10 protein-coding genes are annotated in these 14,721 nt (G+C 57.4%); 8 read left to right on the plus strand and 2 right to left on the minus strand.

Annotated features, from left to right (window positions below; genetic code table 11):
- Positions 1-61: 61 nt before the first annotated feature.
- Positions 62-886 carry an Rpn family recombination-promoting nuclease/putative transposase gene (locus PKO02S_RS28890; RefSeq protein ID WP_127588483.1) on the minus strand — a complete coding sequence of 275 codons (825 nt, stop codon included), beginning with the start codon at positions 884-886 and terminating at the stop codon, positions 62-64.
- Positions 887-1,129: 243 nt separating this feature from the next.
- Here PKO02S_RS28890 and PKO02S_RS28895 point away from each other — a divergent pair, with 243 nt between their 5' ends.
- The 7 genes from PKO02S_RS28895 (at position 1,130) to PKO02S_RS28925 (ending at position 12,728) form a co-directional block, all read left to right on the plus strand.
- The gene (locus PKO02S_RS28895; RefSeq protein ID WP_246067576.1) at positions 1,130-2,080 is read left to right on the plus strand and encodes an ABC transporter permease; all 951 of its coding nucleotides are present in this window, start codon (positions 1,130-1,132) and stop codon (positions 2,078-2,080) included.
- Positions 2,081-2,092: 12 nt separating this feature from the next.
- Positions 2,093-2,959 carry a carbohydrate ABC transporter permease gene (locus tag PKO02S_RS28900; RefSeq protein WP_246067563.1) on the plus strand — a complete coding sequence of 289 codons (867 nt, stop codon included), beginning with the start codon at positions 2,093-2,095 and terminating at the stop codon, positions 2,957-2,959.
- Positions 2,960-3,006: 47 nt separating this feature from the next.
- Entirely contained in the window at positions 3,007-4,593 is a 1,587-nt protein-coding gene (locus PKO02S_RS28905; protein ID WP_246067577.1) for an extracellular solute-binding protein, read from the plus strand.
- Positions 4,594-4,669: 76 nt separating this feature from the next.
- Entirely contained in the window at positions 4,670-7,171 is a 2,502-nt protein-coding gene (locus tag PKO02S_RS28910) for a hypothetical protein (RefSeq protein ID WP_127588485.1), read from the plus strand.
- A 37-nt stretch (positions 7,172-7,208) separates the two neighbouring features.
- The gene (locus PKO02S_RS28915) at positions 7,209-8,918 is read left to right on the plus strand and encodes a polysaccharide deacetylase family protein (RefSeq protein ID WP_127588486.1); all 1,710 of its coding nucleotides are present in this window, start codon (positions 7,209-7,211) and stop codon (positions 8,916-8,918) included.
- Between the two features lie 30 nt (positions 8,919-8,948).
- Positions 8,949-11,495, plus strand: coding sequence for a glycoside hydrolase family 38 N-terminal domain-containing protein (locus PKO02S_RS28920; protein WP_127588487.1), 2,547 nt, complete (start codon positions 8,949-8,951; stop codon positions 11,493-11,495).
- Between the two features lie 42 nt (positions 11,496-11,537).
- Positions 11,538-12,728: a DegT/DnrJ/EryC1/StrS family aminotransferase gene (locus tag PKO02S_RS28925; protein ID WP_127588488.1), complete on the plus strand. Its 1,191-nt coding sequence runs from the start codon at positions 11,538-11,540 to the stop codon at positions 12,726-12,728.
- 73 nt (positions 12,729-12,801) lie between these two features.
- On the opposite strand, the gene PKO02S_RS28930 is transcribed toward PKO02S_RS28925, so the two are convergent.
- Positions 12,802-13,161, minus strand: coding sequence for a hypothetical protein (locus PKO02S_RS28930; RefSeq protein WP_127588489.1), 360 nt, complete (start codon positions 13,159-13,161; stop codon positions 12,802-12,804).
- Positions 13,162-13,167: 6 nt separating this feature from the next.
- Here PKO02S_RS28930 and PKO02S_RS28935 point away from each other — a divergent pair, with 6 nt between their 5' ends.
- Positions 13,168-14,490, plus strand: coding sequence for a polysaccharide deacetylase family protein (locus tag PKO02S_RS28935; RefSeq protein WP_127588490.1), 1,323 nt, complete (start codon positions 13,168-13,170; stop codon positions 14,488-14,490).
- Positions 14,491-14,721 lie beyond the last annotated feature (231 nt).

The following is a 14,721-nucleotide window of genomic DNA, read 5'->3' on the forward strand; positions in this document are numbered from 1 at the left end:
AAAAAAAGTGCGGTGAAAGAAAAAGGCTGCAGTGAGATCATCCTCATGCAGCCTTGAGTATTTAATGCGATTTTCTCAGCGTATCCAGTTGATCGGCAGAAAGGCCAGTCAGTTCCGCTACGGCGGCGATGTCTATGCCTTTAGCAAGCATGTTTTGCGCCACTTCAATTTTCCCTTCTATTCTGGCGCCTTCCAACATCGAGGCTTCGTCATGAAGCGCTTTTTGCCTCATCTCATACAGACGCCGCGCTTCTGCATCTTGACTCAGATATTCCAATGCGATCATTGCTTTACTCAAAGCCGGTTCGTTCACCTTCAACACCTCCCAGTTCGTCGTATCTTCGCTTTTTAGGAATAGAAGCCAATTGAGCAAACCACCTTCATTCGGTATGGTTTGCCTACTCAGTTTGGATAGCTCCATGACGTGTATTTCAATATCTTCGTTGAGCGTGATGCCGCTATGATCTTCCCGCAGATGAAAAACGCTATGATAACGGTCATTAGGCAGAATGGAAAAGTTAAGGATATTGATCGTGACGCATTTCCTGAGCCGCTTGTAGGACTGCCCTTCTTCAAGCTGTCCTGCATATTGCTTGCTCCAATAATAAAGAGTGCGCTTCTCATTGTCATACTTGTTAAACAGTTGCATTTCTACGTTAATAAGATTCCCTGCTGTTGTCCTGGCCTGGATGTCGAAGATGGACTGCTTGTCGCGCGGCGAATCTTTATCCGTGTATGGGTTCATCAGGACGATCTCGATCAGAGGCGGCTCTCCGGCTTCGGTGAAAGTTCTGTTGAGGAAGGCAAGCAAGATGTCCTTGTTCTCTTCACTACCGAATATGCGTTTAAAGACGAAATCATTCTTGGGATCAAGTATGTCGTGCATCCGAATCAACTCCATTCCTTGTCAGTATTATTATACCACGATTCCCATTTGAGTTGCATAATCCAGGTATCGCTTTGCGTTCAATAGTCTGTAGATGGCCGTCCGCGCCGGGACGGTTTTTCTTTTTCCCCGAACATGTCAAAAAAGCACAACATTTCGCAAGGAATCACATCGAACAAACCGACGCAATCTTTTATAGTGGATTTACACAATCATCACAGACGAGGGGGAAGAACAATGGAGATGGCGGAACAACGTTCTTCGACCATTCACCTAGACGTGAAAGCGATGCCAGCAAAACGCAATTACTACGTAAAACACTGGGCGATTTATTCGATGATCGTGCCGGGGCTGCTCTACTTTATCATCTTCAAGTACATCCCGCTTGGCGGAAGCGTAATCGCTTTCCAAGACTACAACCTGTTCAACGGCATCCTGCACAGCAAGTTCGTAGGCTTCAAGCATTTCGAAAATTTGTTCACGTACCCCGAGTTTTTCCGGGTGCTGAAAAATACGCTGATCATCAGCGTCTACCAGCTGGTGCTCGGATTCCCGGCTCCGATCCTTCTAGCCATTTTGCTCAACGAAGTCCGTAAGGTCATGTTCAAGCGAATTCTGCAAACCGTGCTTTACTTGCCCCATTTCTTGTCCTGGGTTATCGTAGGCGGCTTGTTCATCAGCTTCCTGTCCCCGAGCACCGGGCTAGTGAACGAAGCGATCAAAGCGATGGGCTTCAAGCCGATTTTCTTCATGCAAGAGCCGTCGTATTTCCGAAGCATCATCGTAGGGTCGAGCATCTGGAAGGAAGTAGGCTGGAGCACGATCATCTACCTCGCTGCACTGGCGGGCATCAACCCTGAGCTGTACGAAGCGGCTGAAGTCGATGGCGCCGGACGGTTCCGCCAAGTGGTCAGCATTACAATTCCAAGCCTGCTGCCTACCATTATGGTGCTGCTGCTGCTCCGTATCGGCAACATGTTAGATACTGGCTTCGAGCAAATATACATGTTCCTGAACCCGCTGAACGCCGAAAAGGGCGAAGTGTTTGACACATACATTTACCGGATCGGACTGTTGGGTGCGCAATACAGCTACTCCACGGCGATCGGCATTTTCAAATCGGTAGTGGGCTTCGTCCTGTTGATCGGCGCCAACGCCATAAGCAAGAAGACGACCGGCGACTCGATTTTCTAAGGAGGGACCCCTATGCGATTGAACTCGAGATACCAAGTTTCCAATGCGATCATCTATATCGTACTGACCGCGACGGCGCTCCTTATGCTGCTGCCGTTCCTGCACATCGTGGCCGGCTCGTTCAGCAGCGGCAAAGCCCTCATCACAGGCAAAGTCGGCTTGCTCCCAGTCGAATTCAACTTGCAAAACTACAAAGCCGTCCTGAACAACAAGCCGATCTGGCGGTCGTTCGGGGTTACGATTTACATCACCGTCATTGGCACGTTCCTGAACCTCGTGTTCACGGGCCTGATGGCCTATGGGCTGTCGAAGCCGCACCTGAAGTGGAGAAAGACGATTATGCTGCTCGTCCTGTTCACGATGATTTTCCAAGCGCCGCTCATTCCGTCTTACCTGCTCATCAAAAACCTGGGGATGCTCAACTCCCTATGGGCGCTTATGGTACCGGGACTCATCGGAGCGTTCAACTTGATCATTATGATTTCCTTTTTCCGCAACTTCCCGGAAGGGCTGCTCGAATCGGCGAAAATCGACGGCTGCGGCGAATACCAGACGTTATGGCGCATCGTTGTACCGCTCTCGATGCCGTCCATCAGCACGATTGGTTTGTTTTACGCGGTGGGGCACTGGAACTCCTGGGCGAACGCGCTCATGTTTATCCGCAAAAACGAGCTGTTCCCGCTGCAAATTTTGCTCCGGCGACTCATTGTTGAGAGCGATGCCGAGCAGATGATGCGTAGTGCGGCGGTCAACCTGCAGTCTCTGGAAGGCATCAAAGCGGCTTGCATCATGGTCGCAACCGTTCCCATCTTGATTATATACCCGATGATTCAGAAGCATTTCGTCAAAGGCGCGATGTTAGGTTCGGTCAAAGGGTAAATAATACATCTTAGAGAATAGATTAAGGAGAGGGTATTCAAGTGAAAATGAAGAAAACGCTTTTGGTTCTGATGTCCGGCGTGTTGGCGGCAACGCTTGCAGCCTGCGGCAACAAGGAAGATTCGACGACGAATGGCAATGCCTCTACTAGCACGGCTCCATCAGGCTCTCCAGCGGCTCCCGCTAAAATCAAAGTAGCGCTCTCCACAGGCGGTCTCGCTTACGTGGAAGGCTCTCCGGATATCAATAACGACAAATATTTGAAAAAGATGGAAGAAATGGCGAACGTCGATTTGAACCTGTCGCTCATCCAGCACCAAAACTATGCGCAAAATATGACGCTTCTATTCGCAGGCGGCGAGCTGCCGGATCTACTGCAAACGCAAGGGATCAACAAGCCGGAAGTCGCTCCGGCCGTAGATGCAGGCGTCCTCATGCCGCTGAACGAGCTGCTCGACAAGTACGGCCCGAACTTGAAGAAATACATTTCGCAAGACGCCTGGAACGATCCGAAAGTAAGCAAGGACGGCAAAATCTATGGCATTCCGCAAGAAAACCCGATCCGCAACAGCACGGTCACTTACATGCGCAAAGACTGGCTGGACAAGCTCGGCCTGCAAGCGCCCAAGACGGTCGACGAGTATATCAACGTACTGACGGCGTTCCGCGACAAGGATCCGAACGGCAATGGCAAGCAGGACGAAATTCCGTTCAGCGCGCGCGCCAAGTTCTCCTTCGGCTTCCAGTTCTTCGCTTCCTATGACGTGCATCCGCAAGCCTGGAAGTTCGAGAACAACCAGCTCGTGCCTAACTTTATTCGTCCGGGCATGATCGATGCGCTGAAGGTGTACAAGCGTCTGTATGATGAGAAGCTGATCGACAACGAGTTCCTCGTCAACCAAGGCAAGGATTGGGACGCCAAGATCAAGGGCGCCGGTACGGTCGGCATGTGGGCGCATTCCGCGGCCGCTCCGGACAGCTGGCTGATTCAAGTGCAGGCGAACACGCCTGGCGCGCAAATCGTCAACATCCCATCGCCGGTAGGCCCAAGCGGCAAGCCGGGCGGCGTTTACGCACTCGACTCCGCGGTCGGCGACTTCGTCTGGACGATTCCGAAAAACACCAAGAACCCTGAAGCCATCATCAAGTTCCTCGATTGGTACTATGCAGCCGGTGACAAGGCGAAGGACGATTTCTTCCTGTATGGCATCAAAGGCGAAAACTACACGGACGACGGCGGCAAAATCAAGTATAATTATCCTACGACGAACGAAGGCGTGGGCAACCAGGCGATGTTCCAAGAGTGGATCCATTTTGTCGGTCCGAAAAACCATCTTACGAATGCCGAGTTCCTGAAGGGCAAGCCGAACGGAGATCTGATCGTGAAGAGCTTGGAAATCGCTAGCAAGGAAGGCGTTATCGACGAAGGCTACGGTTTGCCGGCCTTGCCAACGCTCCAAGCGCGTCCGGAGCTGAAGTTCGACGGCCTGTGGCTGGAATTCGCCGCAAAGGTCATTACGGGCAAAGAGTCCGTCGACAAGTTCAACGACTTCGTAGCCGATTGGAAAAAACGGGGCGGCGACCAGGTCATCAAAGAAGCGACCGAGTGGTACAACACCAAGAACAAGAAGTAACGGCTGCGGCCGACATTCCCCCGATGCGCTCATCGGGGATTTTGCTTTCAGATGAATCGAAAGGTGTGGGCGAGAGATGGAATTTACGGCTGCAACGGAGCGGTGGCAAGTGCCGGTTCTGAGAGGGGAGCTTGCGCAGGAGGGAGAGCTGTCCGAGCGGATCTATAGCATTCTGATGCGATGGCTGCCCTTCGCCAATGAGCAGTTCCGCGAGTGGGACGGAAGGCCGAATGCGGGGCATTTTTTCGGCGGGAGCTTCTGGTACTGCTCCGATACGCTTTCGATGACGTTCATCTATGCGGTGATGGCGAAGCTGGGCGCTTATGACGAGCGGATTACCGGCATTCCTCGGGAGCTTCTGAAGGAACGGGCGATTAAGGGGCTGCGCTACGCGGGCTTTACACATGATACAGGGCCTGAGGATTGTGTGAGGGTGGAAGGCGTGCTGCCTTATACGAGCCTGAAAAAATGGGGAGGCCGCGGCGACAATTTCTTCATGGCGACGCAGAACGGACGGACCGTCAATTGGATGTGCCATGCGGCTTGGCTGCTCTGGGACGATCTCGACGACGAGACACGGCTGCTCGTGCAAAATGTGGCGGCCAGCTATGCCGATCGCTGGTGCGAGGAAGAGCCGCGCAACGGCACGTATTACGACACGCAATGCGAGGAGAACGCCTGGACGGCGGCCGGCATTGGCGCTGCGGCGCTGCTGTTCCCGGACCATCCGCATAACGCGGCCTGGACGAAAGGCTACGAGCAGTGGGCGAGCAGCACGGTAACGACGTTCCGCGACCGGCTCGCCGATCCGTCCGGCCTGATCGATACGCCGGCGGGCAATCGGGTGAAGACGGTCACGTTCCACCCCGATATGACAACGGAAAATCACGCTTTCGTCCACCCGAGCTACGTCTGTGCGGGGACGAACTTGCGCGGGTTGATCGCAACTATGGCGCTGATGGGCGGCAGGAAGCCCCAAGCGAGTGTGCTGCGGAACAATGAGGAGCTTTACAACCGGACCGTCCGCGTCTGGGCCCAGTTCGACGGATTGGCCATTCCGGTACAAGGCCAGGACTGGTGGTACAACCGCCAGCATGAGCGGCAAGTGACGCATGCGATTCTGAACGTGCTGCACGGGCATCCGGATGCGGCGCTGCTGGAGCGCCGGGCGCTCGATTCGATCGAGCGCATCCAGGCGAGCAACGGCAGGGGCTGCTTGCTTGAGGAACGCGGCGAGGAGTGCGTCATCAATCGCGATCACGCGCAATTCGCCAAAGACCTCGAGCCCGGTTCGGCGCTCGATCTGGCGACCTCGTACTTGCTGCATCTATTCGGCGGCGAAGGGGCAGAGGCCAGTACGGATCGGGATTTCCGCTCGCGGATGAGCGGGGTTCACTATTATCCGTACGGCAGCAGCGTCGTTCACCGGACGGCGGACACGTTCACCAGCTTCAGCTGGCGTAACAACGTGATGGCGCTAAGTTTGCCTCGTAAAGGCTTGTGGTCAGTCACACCTCTGTACGCCAGCTTCACCGGTACGGTCAAATTTGCCGAGTCGAAAGGGACGAAGGGGCTGACGAACGAAGACGTTATCCGGGATACGGAGCGCAGCCATGTGACGACCTATGCGGATGGATTCGGCGCCATTGCAACGATTGCTCGAGGCGATCGGGAGCTGCTGCAGGATGTGGCTTTCATCGCATTACCGAACGGCAAAAGCGTCTACTACGAGCGGTTCCTGGTGGAGAAGCCATGTCAGGTGCTCGATTGGCAAACGGGGCTTGTCGGCGTGCGCAACGAGAATTATCGTGCGATGCCGGAGCTGGCCAAGGGTACTCGGACGGTGTATTTGCCCGGGCGTGAGATGACCTTCGCAGGTTTTTATGGGGAGCAGCCGAATGGGGTTCATGATTTTGCCGGCGGCGATGCGACTTATTTGAACATGGATGGGGAAATCGGTTATTTGCTCTATGGCTCGCGTGGGATACGTTACTTGAACAAACACGAATATCCGAAGTGGAAGGGCGTAGAAGATATTCTCACGCTCAACCGGATGGGGGAAGCTTCGTTCGATGCTCCGCAGGAGCTTGAGCCATTTGTCGCTGTGGCGATGCCGAACCAGTCTCTGGAAGAAACCAGGCAGGCGTTCGATGCGACAGCGGTTCTGTTAGGCGCTGAGCCGGTAAGCTCAAAGGATGCAGCAATTGTGGAAGCTGACGGGTATCTCGCTTTTGTCCATCTGGGGTCGGAGCGGTCGATGGTTGAAGCTCGCAGGTATGCAGATCCGGCGGTTGCAAGCTTGTATGTGTATGAAGGGACTACCCATGTCGCAGGGGGTTCGGTAGTCTGGAGAAAAGAGCTGGAGCCGTTCGCAAGCGGTTATTTCACGGCCAGGTACGCTTTGAGATGCGAGATCGTAACGGGAGCCGTGGATTTGGAGCTCAGTTTGCAAGGCGATCGACTTGTTGTGCTGAATGGAGGCGCCGAAGAGGTGAGGGTGACCCTAGTAACACTTGCTGATGAAGCCGAAAAAGAGCTGATAGTTCCTGCACACGGATTCGCGGCGCTCGGACGGTAACCTGGATGAATATGGCGAGAGGCGGTACGGCAACATCATGAAATCGATCGCAAAAATCGGCGTGCTATTGGATAACGAGACATGCAAAAGGCGCTGGCAATTCGGCATCAATGTGTTCGAGCGGTATATTACCGAAATATTGAGCCATGCCGGCATTCCGTTTACGCTTCTGGAATCGGTGGAAGAGGCGCTTCAGCTCCAACCGGATATTCTTGTTGCAGCGGCGGCGCCGGATGATCGGCAGTCAACCGAGTCCATGTTGCGCTATGCGCAAAGCGGGGGGCTGCTTATCTCGTTCGCCGGGTTGAATAGTTTGGCCTCTAAGCTGGGATATCGGCGGTTGAAGGAATATCGGGAAGGGTATGCGGAGCTCGGCGGCGGCGAACGGCTGAGCGGCGGCGGGGGTGTGCCGGAGAAGCTTCGGTGGCTGTCTGCGGTGCCATGGGTGAAGCTGGACGGTATGTTGACGGGGGAGCCGGTCGGCGTGCCGGAGGCTGAGGCAGGCGATCTGCGCAAGGAATCGCCTGACGGGGCATCGATTGGGGCGGCGCTTCAGCAGTTCCGTGTAGGCGAAGGCGCGATCGATCGTTGGGCGGTCAACATCCCGGTTACGATGGCCGGTCTGATGCATGGCACACGTCCCGTGCTGGAGGACGGCGTTCCGGCGCCGGACGGCTCCGCCCAAGTGAACGAAGGCATTCTGAAAATCGACGATGTGCTTGAGCTTGATTGGGAGTATGATCGAAGGTCGTCGCCTGGAACACCGTTCCCGTACTTCCAGATTCCGTATGCCGATCTATGGCGGGAAGCTTGGCTCGGCTATCTGGTGAAGCGGGCGCTGGAGCAGGGACTGACGATTCCGATGGTCGGCCATTGGCCGGACGGCGTAGAGCAGGTGGCGCACATTTCGCTGGACAGCGACCACAACATCAACGAGGAAGCGTGGACAACGCTTGGGTTGCTTGAAGAGCTGCAAGTTTCGTCAACATGGTGTATGTGCGTCCCGGGTTATGAGCAGGCCGTTTACGACCGCGTCCTGGCGGATGGTCACGAGCTCGCTCTCCATTTCAACGCCGTTACCAGTGAAGGCTTCGCTTGGGGAGAGACGAGCTTCCGGAGTCAGATCGATTGGCTGCGGAGAGCAACAGGTGTGGCGGACATCGTCTCCAACAAAAACCATGTGACGCGCGAGGAAGGCTGGGGCGACTTGTTCCGTTGGTGCGAGCTCGAAGGCGTACAGCACGATCAGACTCGCGGGCCGAGCAAAAAAGGAAACGGAGGCTTTGCCTATGGAACATGCTTGCCGTACTTCCCGATTGCTTGGGCAAATGAGGAGAACCGGTTGTATGACGTGCTGCAGGTCGGCTTCCTTCTGTCGGATTTCAACCATATGGGAACCGATGCTTATGTGCCGATTTTGCGGCAGGCTCGCAGAGTGGGAGGCGTCGCGCATGTCGTGCTGCACCAGACGCATCTGCATACGAAGGAGATCGACCGCGAGTGGCTGCGGGCTATTGTGAAGGAAGCGCGCGAGCAAGGCTTCGTATTCTGGACCGGTCGGCAGATCAACGAATGGGAGCGCGCTCGACGTCAAGTGCGCGTCGCCGGCTTCTGCGGCGAGATGAATCCGCTTGTCGAAGGCGAGGTGCCTCCGGGGACGGTCGTGTATGTGCCGACTATGGAGAGTGACATCGACATGGTATTGCGATACGGCGTGCCATGCCGGAAAATCGTTCTGCAAGGCTGACGCCTGCAGGAGTAAGGAGAGCTGCTAGAGATGAGCAAAAAGCTGCATTTGATTTGCAACGCGCACTTGGACCCCGCTTGGCTGTGGGAAATCGAGGAAGGGGCGGGCGAAGCGCTGTCCACATTCCGCATCGCGGCGGAGTTTTGCGAGGAATTCGATGGCTTTGTTTTCAATCATAATGAAGTGATTTTGTACCAGTGGATCGAGGAATACGATCCGGCTTTATTCGCCCGTATCCAGCGCCTCGTGCGCGAGGACAAATGGCATATTATGGGCGGCTGGTATTTGCAGCCGGATTGCAATTTGCCGAGCGGCGAGTCGTTCGTTCGTCAAATGCTGGCGGGACGGCGGTATTTTGCCGAGAAATTCGGGGTACGTCCGACGACAGCGATCAACTTCGATCCGTTCGGTCATACGCGCGGGCTTGTGCAGCTGATGGCGAAGGCCGGGTTCGACTCCTACATCGTCTGTCGACCGGGAGACAACGATTGTCCGCTGCCGGCCGAGGAAGTGAAGTGGGTCGGGTACGACGGCTCCGAGGTGATCGCACACCGCGCATATAAGGCTTATTTGTCAGGAAGGGGCAAAGCGCATCTGAAGGTGCAGGGCTGGCTGGACGATCATCCTGAGCGGGGCGTCGGCTTGGTGCTATGGGGCATCGGCAACCACGGCGGCGGTCCTTCTCGCATCGATTTGACGAATTTGCAGGAGCTTAAGGAGCAGACGGAATCGTTTGAGCTGGTGCACTCGACACCGGAAGCGTATTTTGCGGAGCTGCGGGGGTCAGGCGTTGAGCTGCCTCGACATGAGGGCGATTTGAACGCATGGGCGGTCGGCTGTTATACGTCGCAGATCCGCATCAAGCAGAAGCATCGTCAGCTGGAGAACGAGCTCTATATGACGGAGAAAATGATGACGCATGCTGCGCTGGCTTGTGGTGTATCGTATCCGGCTGCTGCGATTACAGAAGCTCAACAGGATTTGATGCTCGCGCAGTTTCATGATATTCTTCCGGGCTCTTCGGTTTTGCCGGTGGAGGAGTACGGGCTGCGTCTGATGGATCATGGCCGGGAAATATTAGCGAGGCTGCGGGCTCGTGCGTTTTTTGCCTTGACGGCCGGACAGCGGAAGGCGGAGGAAGGCGAAGTGCCGGTTTTCCTGTACAATCCGCATCCTTACAAAGTTAGCGGTGTGTTCGAGTGTGAATTTCAGCTGCCGCAGTCGTCGAAGGGACAATACGCGAATATCGCGGCGCATCGGAACGGTGTAGCGATTCCTTGTCAGGTGGAGAAGGAGCTGAGCGCTCTCTACATCGACTGGCGCAAAAAGGTTGTCGTTCATGCGGAGCTGGAGCCGGGACAAATGACTCGTATCGACTGCACCGTGCAGTTCCTGCCGGAGAAGCCGAAGCCGGTGCTTCAGGAGACGGACGGCATGCTGCAGTTCCGCTCCGAGCGGCTTGCGGTGACGATCAATGCGGCGACAGGTTTGATGGACGAGCTTGTGATCGATGGCGTCTCTTATGTGCAGCCTGGCGCATTGCAGCCGATTGTAATGGATGACAGCGACGATGCCTGGGGCAGTCAGGTACAACGCTTTAACCGTCGCGTCGGTGCGTTCAAGCTGATGAGCAAGACGCGAGGCGCTCGCATGTCGGGAGTGAGGGGCAAGCCGATTCCGTCGGTGCGCGTCATCGAGGACGGTGAAGTGCGCACGGTGATCCAGGCCGTGATGGAGTACGGCAGCTCGACGCTCGTGCAGACGTACAAGCTGCCGAAGATCGGGACGGATATCCAAGTCGACGTCGTCGTTAACTGGAACGAGCCGCGCCGTATGCTGAAGCTGGCGGTGCCGACCGTCTGGAGGGATGCGAAATGCCTCGGTCAAGTGGCGTATGGGGTGGCGGAGCTGCCTGTCAGCGGGCGGGAAAATGTGGCCCAGAAATGGGTGGCGGCTGTTTCGGGCGGAGTTGACGGTGCTGGTGTAGTTGATGGCGTTAGTGGCTTTAGAGGCGTTACTGGTGATGCTCACGGCTATGCGCTGACGGTTGTGAATGATGGGACCTACGGATCGGACATGTCGGATGGGGAGCTGCGGCTGACGCTGCTTCGTTCGCCGGGTTACTCGGCGCTGCCGGGCGGGAAAATGAAGCATACGATGCCGAATGACCGCTACTCGAGCCGGATAGATCAAGGGGAGCGCCGGTTTACGTTTTGGTTGAGCGGCGGGACGGCATCGGATCGATTGCGTTCTATGGATCGCGAAGCGATGGTGCGCGGTGAGAAGCCGTATGTGCTCTCTTACTTCCCGTCGGGAGCGGGTGTGGAGCCTCAGTCGCTTGTGCGGGTGAGCGGTGACAGCGTGCAGGTAACGGCAATCAAACAGGCGGAGCAAGGGAATGACGAGTATATCGTGCGTCTGTTTGAGCCGTCCGGCACGCCATGTGAGGTGGAGCTGGAGCTGCCGGTTGTTGGGGTAAGAACTTTGATTCAGCTTGGAGCTTTTGAAGTGAAGACGCTGCGAGTGAATGCTGCGGAGAAGACGATTGTCGATGAGACACTTATGGAATCGATGTAAGACTTCACCTAGACTTTGACGATATAGAAGGAGAAAGTGGAAATGAACCAGCTTGCCATACACGGGGGGAGCCCTGTCCGAACGGCGCCGTTCCCTACTTGGCCGATCTTCGGCGAGGAAGAGGAGCGGCTCATCTTGGAAGTCGTCCGCTCGGGCAAGTGGGGCGGCTCGAACCGCAACAAGCTGCCGGAGCTGGAGGCGCAGTTCGCCGCCATTCACGGCGCGAAGCACGCCGTAACGGTCGTCAACGGCACGATCGGCTTGACGATCGCGCTGCAGGCATGCGGCGTCCAGTCCGGCGACGAGGTCATTATGCCGCCGTACACGTTCATCGCGACGGCGTCTTGCGCGCTGCTGTTCGGCGCGATCCCGGTGTTCGTCGACGTCGAGCCGAACTCGATGCTGCTCGATCCGGAGCTGGTCGAGGCGGCCATCACGCCGAAGACGAAGGCGATCATCGCCGTCCATATTGCGGGAGCTCCTGCGAATATGACGCGCTTGAAGGAGATCGCCGACAAACACGGGCTGCGGCTCATCGAGGACGCGGCGCAGGGCGTAGGCGCCGTCTGGGACGGACAGCCGGTTGGGGCGCTCGGCGACTTCGGCTCGTTCAGCTTTCAGTCCGGCAAAAACGTCACGTCCGGCGAAGGCGGCATCCTGCTGACGAATGACGAGGCGCTGGCCGATATGGCATGGTCGCTCACCAATGTCGGCCGCATTCGCAAAGGCGCCTGGTACCAGCATGAGCATATCGGCTGGAACTTGCGTATGACGGAGTTCCAGGCTGCCATCCTGCTTGCGCAGCTGACGCGTTACGAGGAGCAGCAGCGGCTTCGCGATCGCAATGCGAAATGGCTCGCAGCCGAGGTAGGGACCATTGAAGGCTTGCGCACGATGAAGCTCGATTCCCGCGTGACGAATCATGCGCATCATATGTTCATGTTCGCGCTGGAGGAAGGGGCCGCCGGCGGTATCGGCAAGGAAGAGTTTATTCGCCGCATGAACACGGAAGGCATTCCGGTTCATCCGGGGTATATTACGTTGAACCAAAACGCCGCCGTTCTGAAGGAGATCGAGAAGTGGACCGGCGAGCGGCGCGAGACGAGCTGTCCGGTCAGCGAAAAGTTCGCCGAGCGCGAAGGGCTGTGGCTGCATCAGAACGTGTTGCTCGGCGACGAGCAAGCGATGAGCGATATTATGACCGCCTTGCGCAAAGTGATGCAAGGGAATTAGGAGGGATCGTCGAATGCTGGGTCAAATGGGGCAACAGCAAAGCGGAGGCAGTGTGAGGCTGGCCAAGCTGGCACTATTGATCGACAAAAGGACGGCAGAGCGCCGCTGGTCGCTTGGACTGAACGTGTTCGAGCTGGAGGTCGCGGAGCTGCTGGCTCATCGCGGCATCCCGTACGAGACAGTCGACTCGGTCGAGGCGCTCGCTGCCGGCGGCTATGACCTCGCGGTCGCGGCGGTCGCGCCGGAGGAGCGCGAAGCCGCCGACACGCTGTGGCGGTACGCCGAAGCCGGCGGCCGCCTCATCGCCTGCGGCGGCGTGAACGCGCTGGCGCCGCGGCTCGGCTACGCGCGCGGCGCCAGCGTCGGCGCGGGCTATGCGCGGCTGCCGGCGGCGTTCGGCGCCGACCGGCCGCTGCGCTTCCTGCAGGCCCACCCGTGGGTGCGCCTGCAGGAAGGAGCGGCCGCGGACGCCGCGCCACTCGTCGAGGCGGTTGGCGTTGCCGCCGCCGACTCGCCCGCCGGGCCGAACCTTGGACCCGCGCTGCAGCGGTTTGCGATCGGCCTCGGCGGCCTCGACCGCTGGGCGGTCGATGTGCCCGGCACGATCGTCGGGCTGCAGCAAGGGTGCAGTCCCGTGCTCGAGGACGGCGTCCCGGCGCCGGACGGCACCGCCGCCGTGAACGACGGCGTGCTAAAGGCCGACGACGTCGTGGAGCTCGACTGGACGCTCGACCGCGCGCAGACCGAGACAGGCGCGCTCTATTTCGCGCACCCGTATGCCGATCTGTGGCGCGAAGCGTTCGTCGGCCACCTGATCCGGTCTGCGGCCGAGCTAGGGCTCGCGCTGCCGTTCCTCGGCTACTGGCCGGACGGCGTCGAGCAAGTGGCGCTTGTCTCTCACGACAGTGACGGCAATCAGGATATTCATGCCGAGTCCACGCTGCAGACGCTGGACGAATGCGGCATGAAGTCCACTTGGTGCATGCTCGAGTCGGGTTACTCGGCCGAGATGTACAAACGGATCACGGCAGCCGGCCATGAGCTGGCGTTCCACTACAACGCCGTGGCTGCGGACGACGGCTTCTGGGATGCGGACGAGTTCGCCCGCCAGCTGGGGTGGCTGCGCGATGCGACGGGACAACAGCGCGTCGTGTCCAATAAGAACCACCTGACCCGGATGGAAGGGTGGGGCGAGTTTTTCCGCTGGTGCGAAGCGAACGGCGTAGAAGCCGATCAGACCCGGGGGCCGAGCAAAAAAGGCAATGTCGGCTTTATATTCGGCACCTGCCATCCTTACTTCCCGCTGGCATGGGCGGACGAGCGAAACCGCAGCTACGACGTGCTGCAAGTCGGCTTCCTGACGCAGGACCTCGACATAGGCAAATGGTCGGACAGCAGCATTATCGTGCCGTTTCTGGACGAGGTGCGCAAGGTGGAGGGGGTCGCGCACTTCCTGTTCCACCAGATCCACATCCACAACCGCGAGGAAGTGCGCCGTTCGATGTTGCTGCTTGCCAAGGAGGCGCGCCAGAGGGGCTTTACGTTCTGGACCTGCGAGCAGATCAACGACTGGGAGCGGGCGCGACGCCGGATCGATGTCCGGACTGCCGTATCTGGCCCAACTGCCGGCTCTCGGACTGCAAATCCCTCGCAATCGTATGCCGTCCTATGGGTACCATCTGCAGGTCCTGCTGAAACTCACCCTTCCACGATCAAATATGGCGTTCCGTGTATGAAGAAGATTGTCGCCGTTCACCAATAACAACAAAAAGGGCTGTCGTACTAGTCGAAACGAATTCGACCGGCGCGACAGCCTTTTCGGATTTTCGTGCTTAGAGGTGGTGGGAGGGCTGGATTTGCTGCTGCAAGGCGAATTTTGCGGGTTGCGGAAATCGGGCCGGAATTGGATGATCATGGATCATGCTAGTAGGGGACGGTTTTTAAGAAAACCGTAACGCCAAGAACCCAAGTAGAACCGAAGAGGGCAGGTGGT

The organism is Paenibacillus koleovorans NBRC 103111 (assembly GCF_004000845.1).
Lineage (GTDB): Bacteria > Bacillota > Bacilli > Paenibacillales > NBRC-103111 > Paenibacillus_AA > Paenibacillus_AA koleovorans.

Excerpts from the sequence above, each read along its gene's own strand:
- PKO02S_RS28890 (WP_127588483.1), bottom strand. The coding sequence starts at position 886 with ATGCACGACATACTTGATCCCAAGAATGATTTCGTCTTTAAACGCATA.
- PKO02S_RS28900 (WP_246067563.1), top strand. The coding sequence starts at position 2,093 with ATGCGATTGAACTCGAGATACCAAGTTTCCAATGCGATCATCTATATC.
- PKO02S_RS28910 (WP_127588485.1), top strand. The coding sequence starts at position 4,670 with ATGGAATTTACGGCTGCAACGGAGCGGTGGCAAGTGCCGGTTCTGAGA.
- PKO02S_RS28925 (WP_127588488.1), top strand. The coding sequence starts at position 11,538 with ATGAACCAGCTTGCCATACACGGGGGGAGCCCTGTCCGAACGGCGCCG.
- PKO02S_RS28905 (WP_246067577.1), top strand. The coding sequence starts at position 3,007 with ATGAAGAAAACGCTTTTGGTTCTGATGTCCGGCGTGTTGGCGGCAACG.
- PKO02S_RS28920 (WP_127588487.1), top strand. The coding sequence starts at position 8,949 with ATGAGCAAAAAGCTGCATTTGATTTGCAACGCGCACTTGGACCCCGCT.
- PKO02S_RS28915 (WP_127588486.1), top strand. The coding sequence starts at position 7,209 with ATGAAATCGATCGCAAAAATCGGCGTGCTATTGGATAACGAGACATGC.
- PKO02S_RS28895 (WP_246067576.1), top strand. The coding sequence starts at position 1,130 with ATGGCGGAACAACGTTCTTCGACCATTCACCTAGACGTGAAAGCGATG.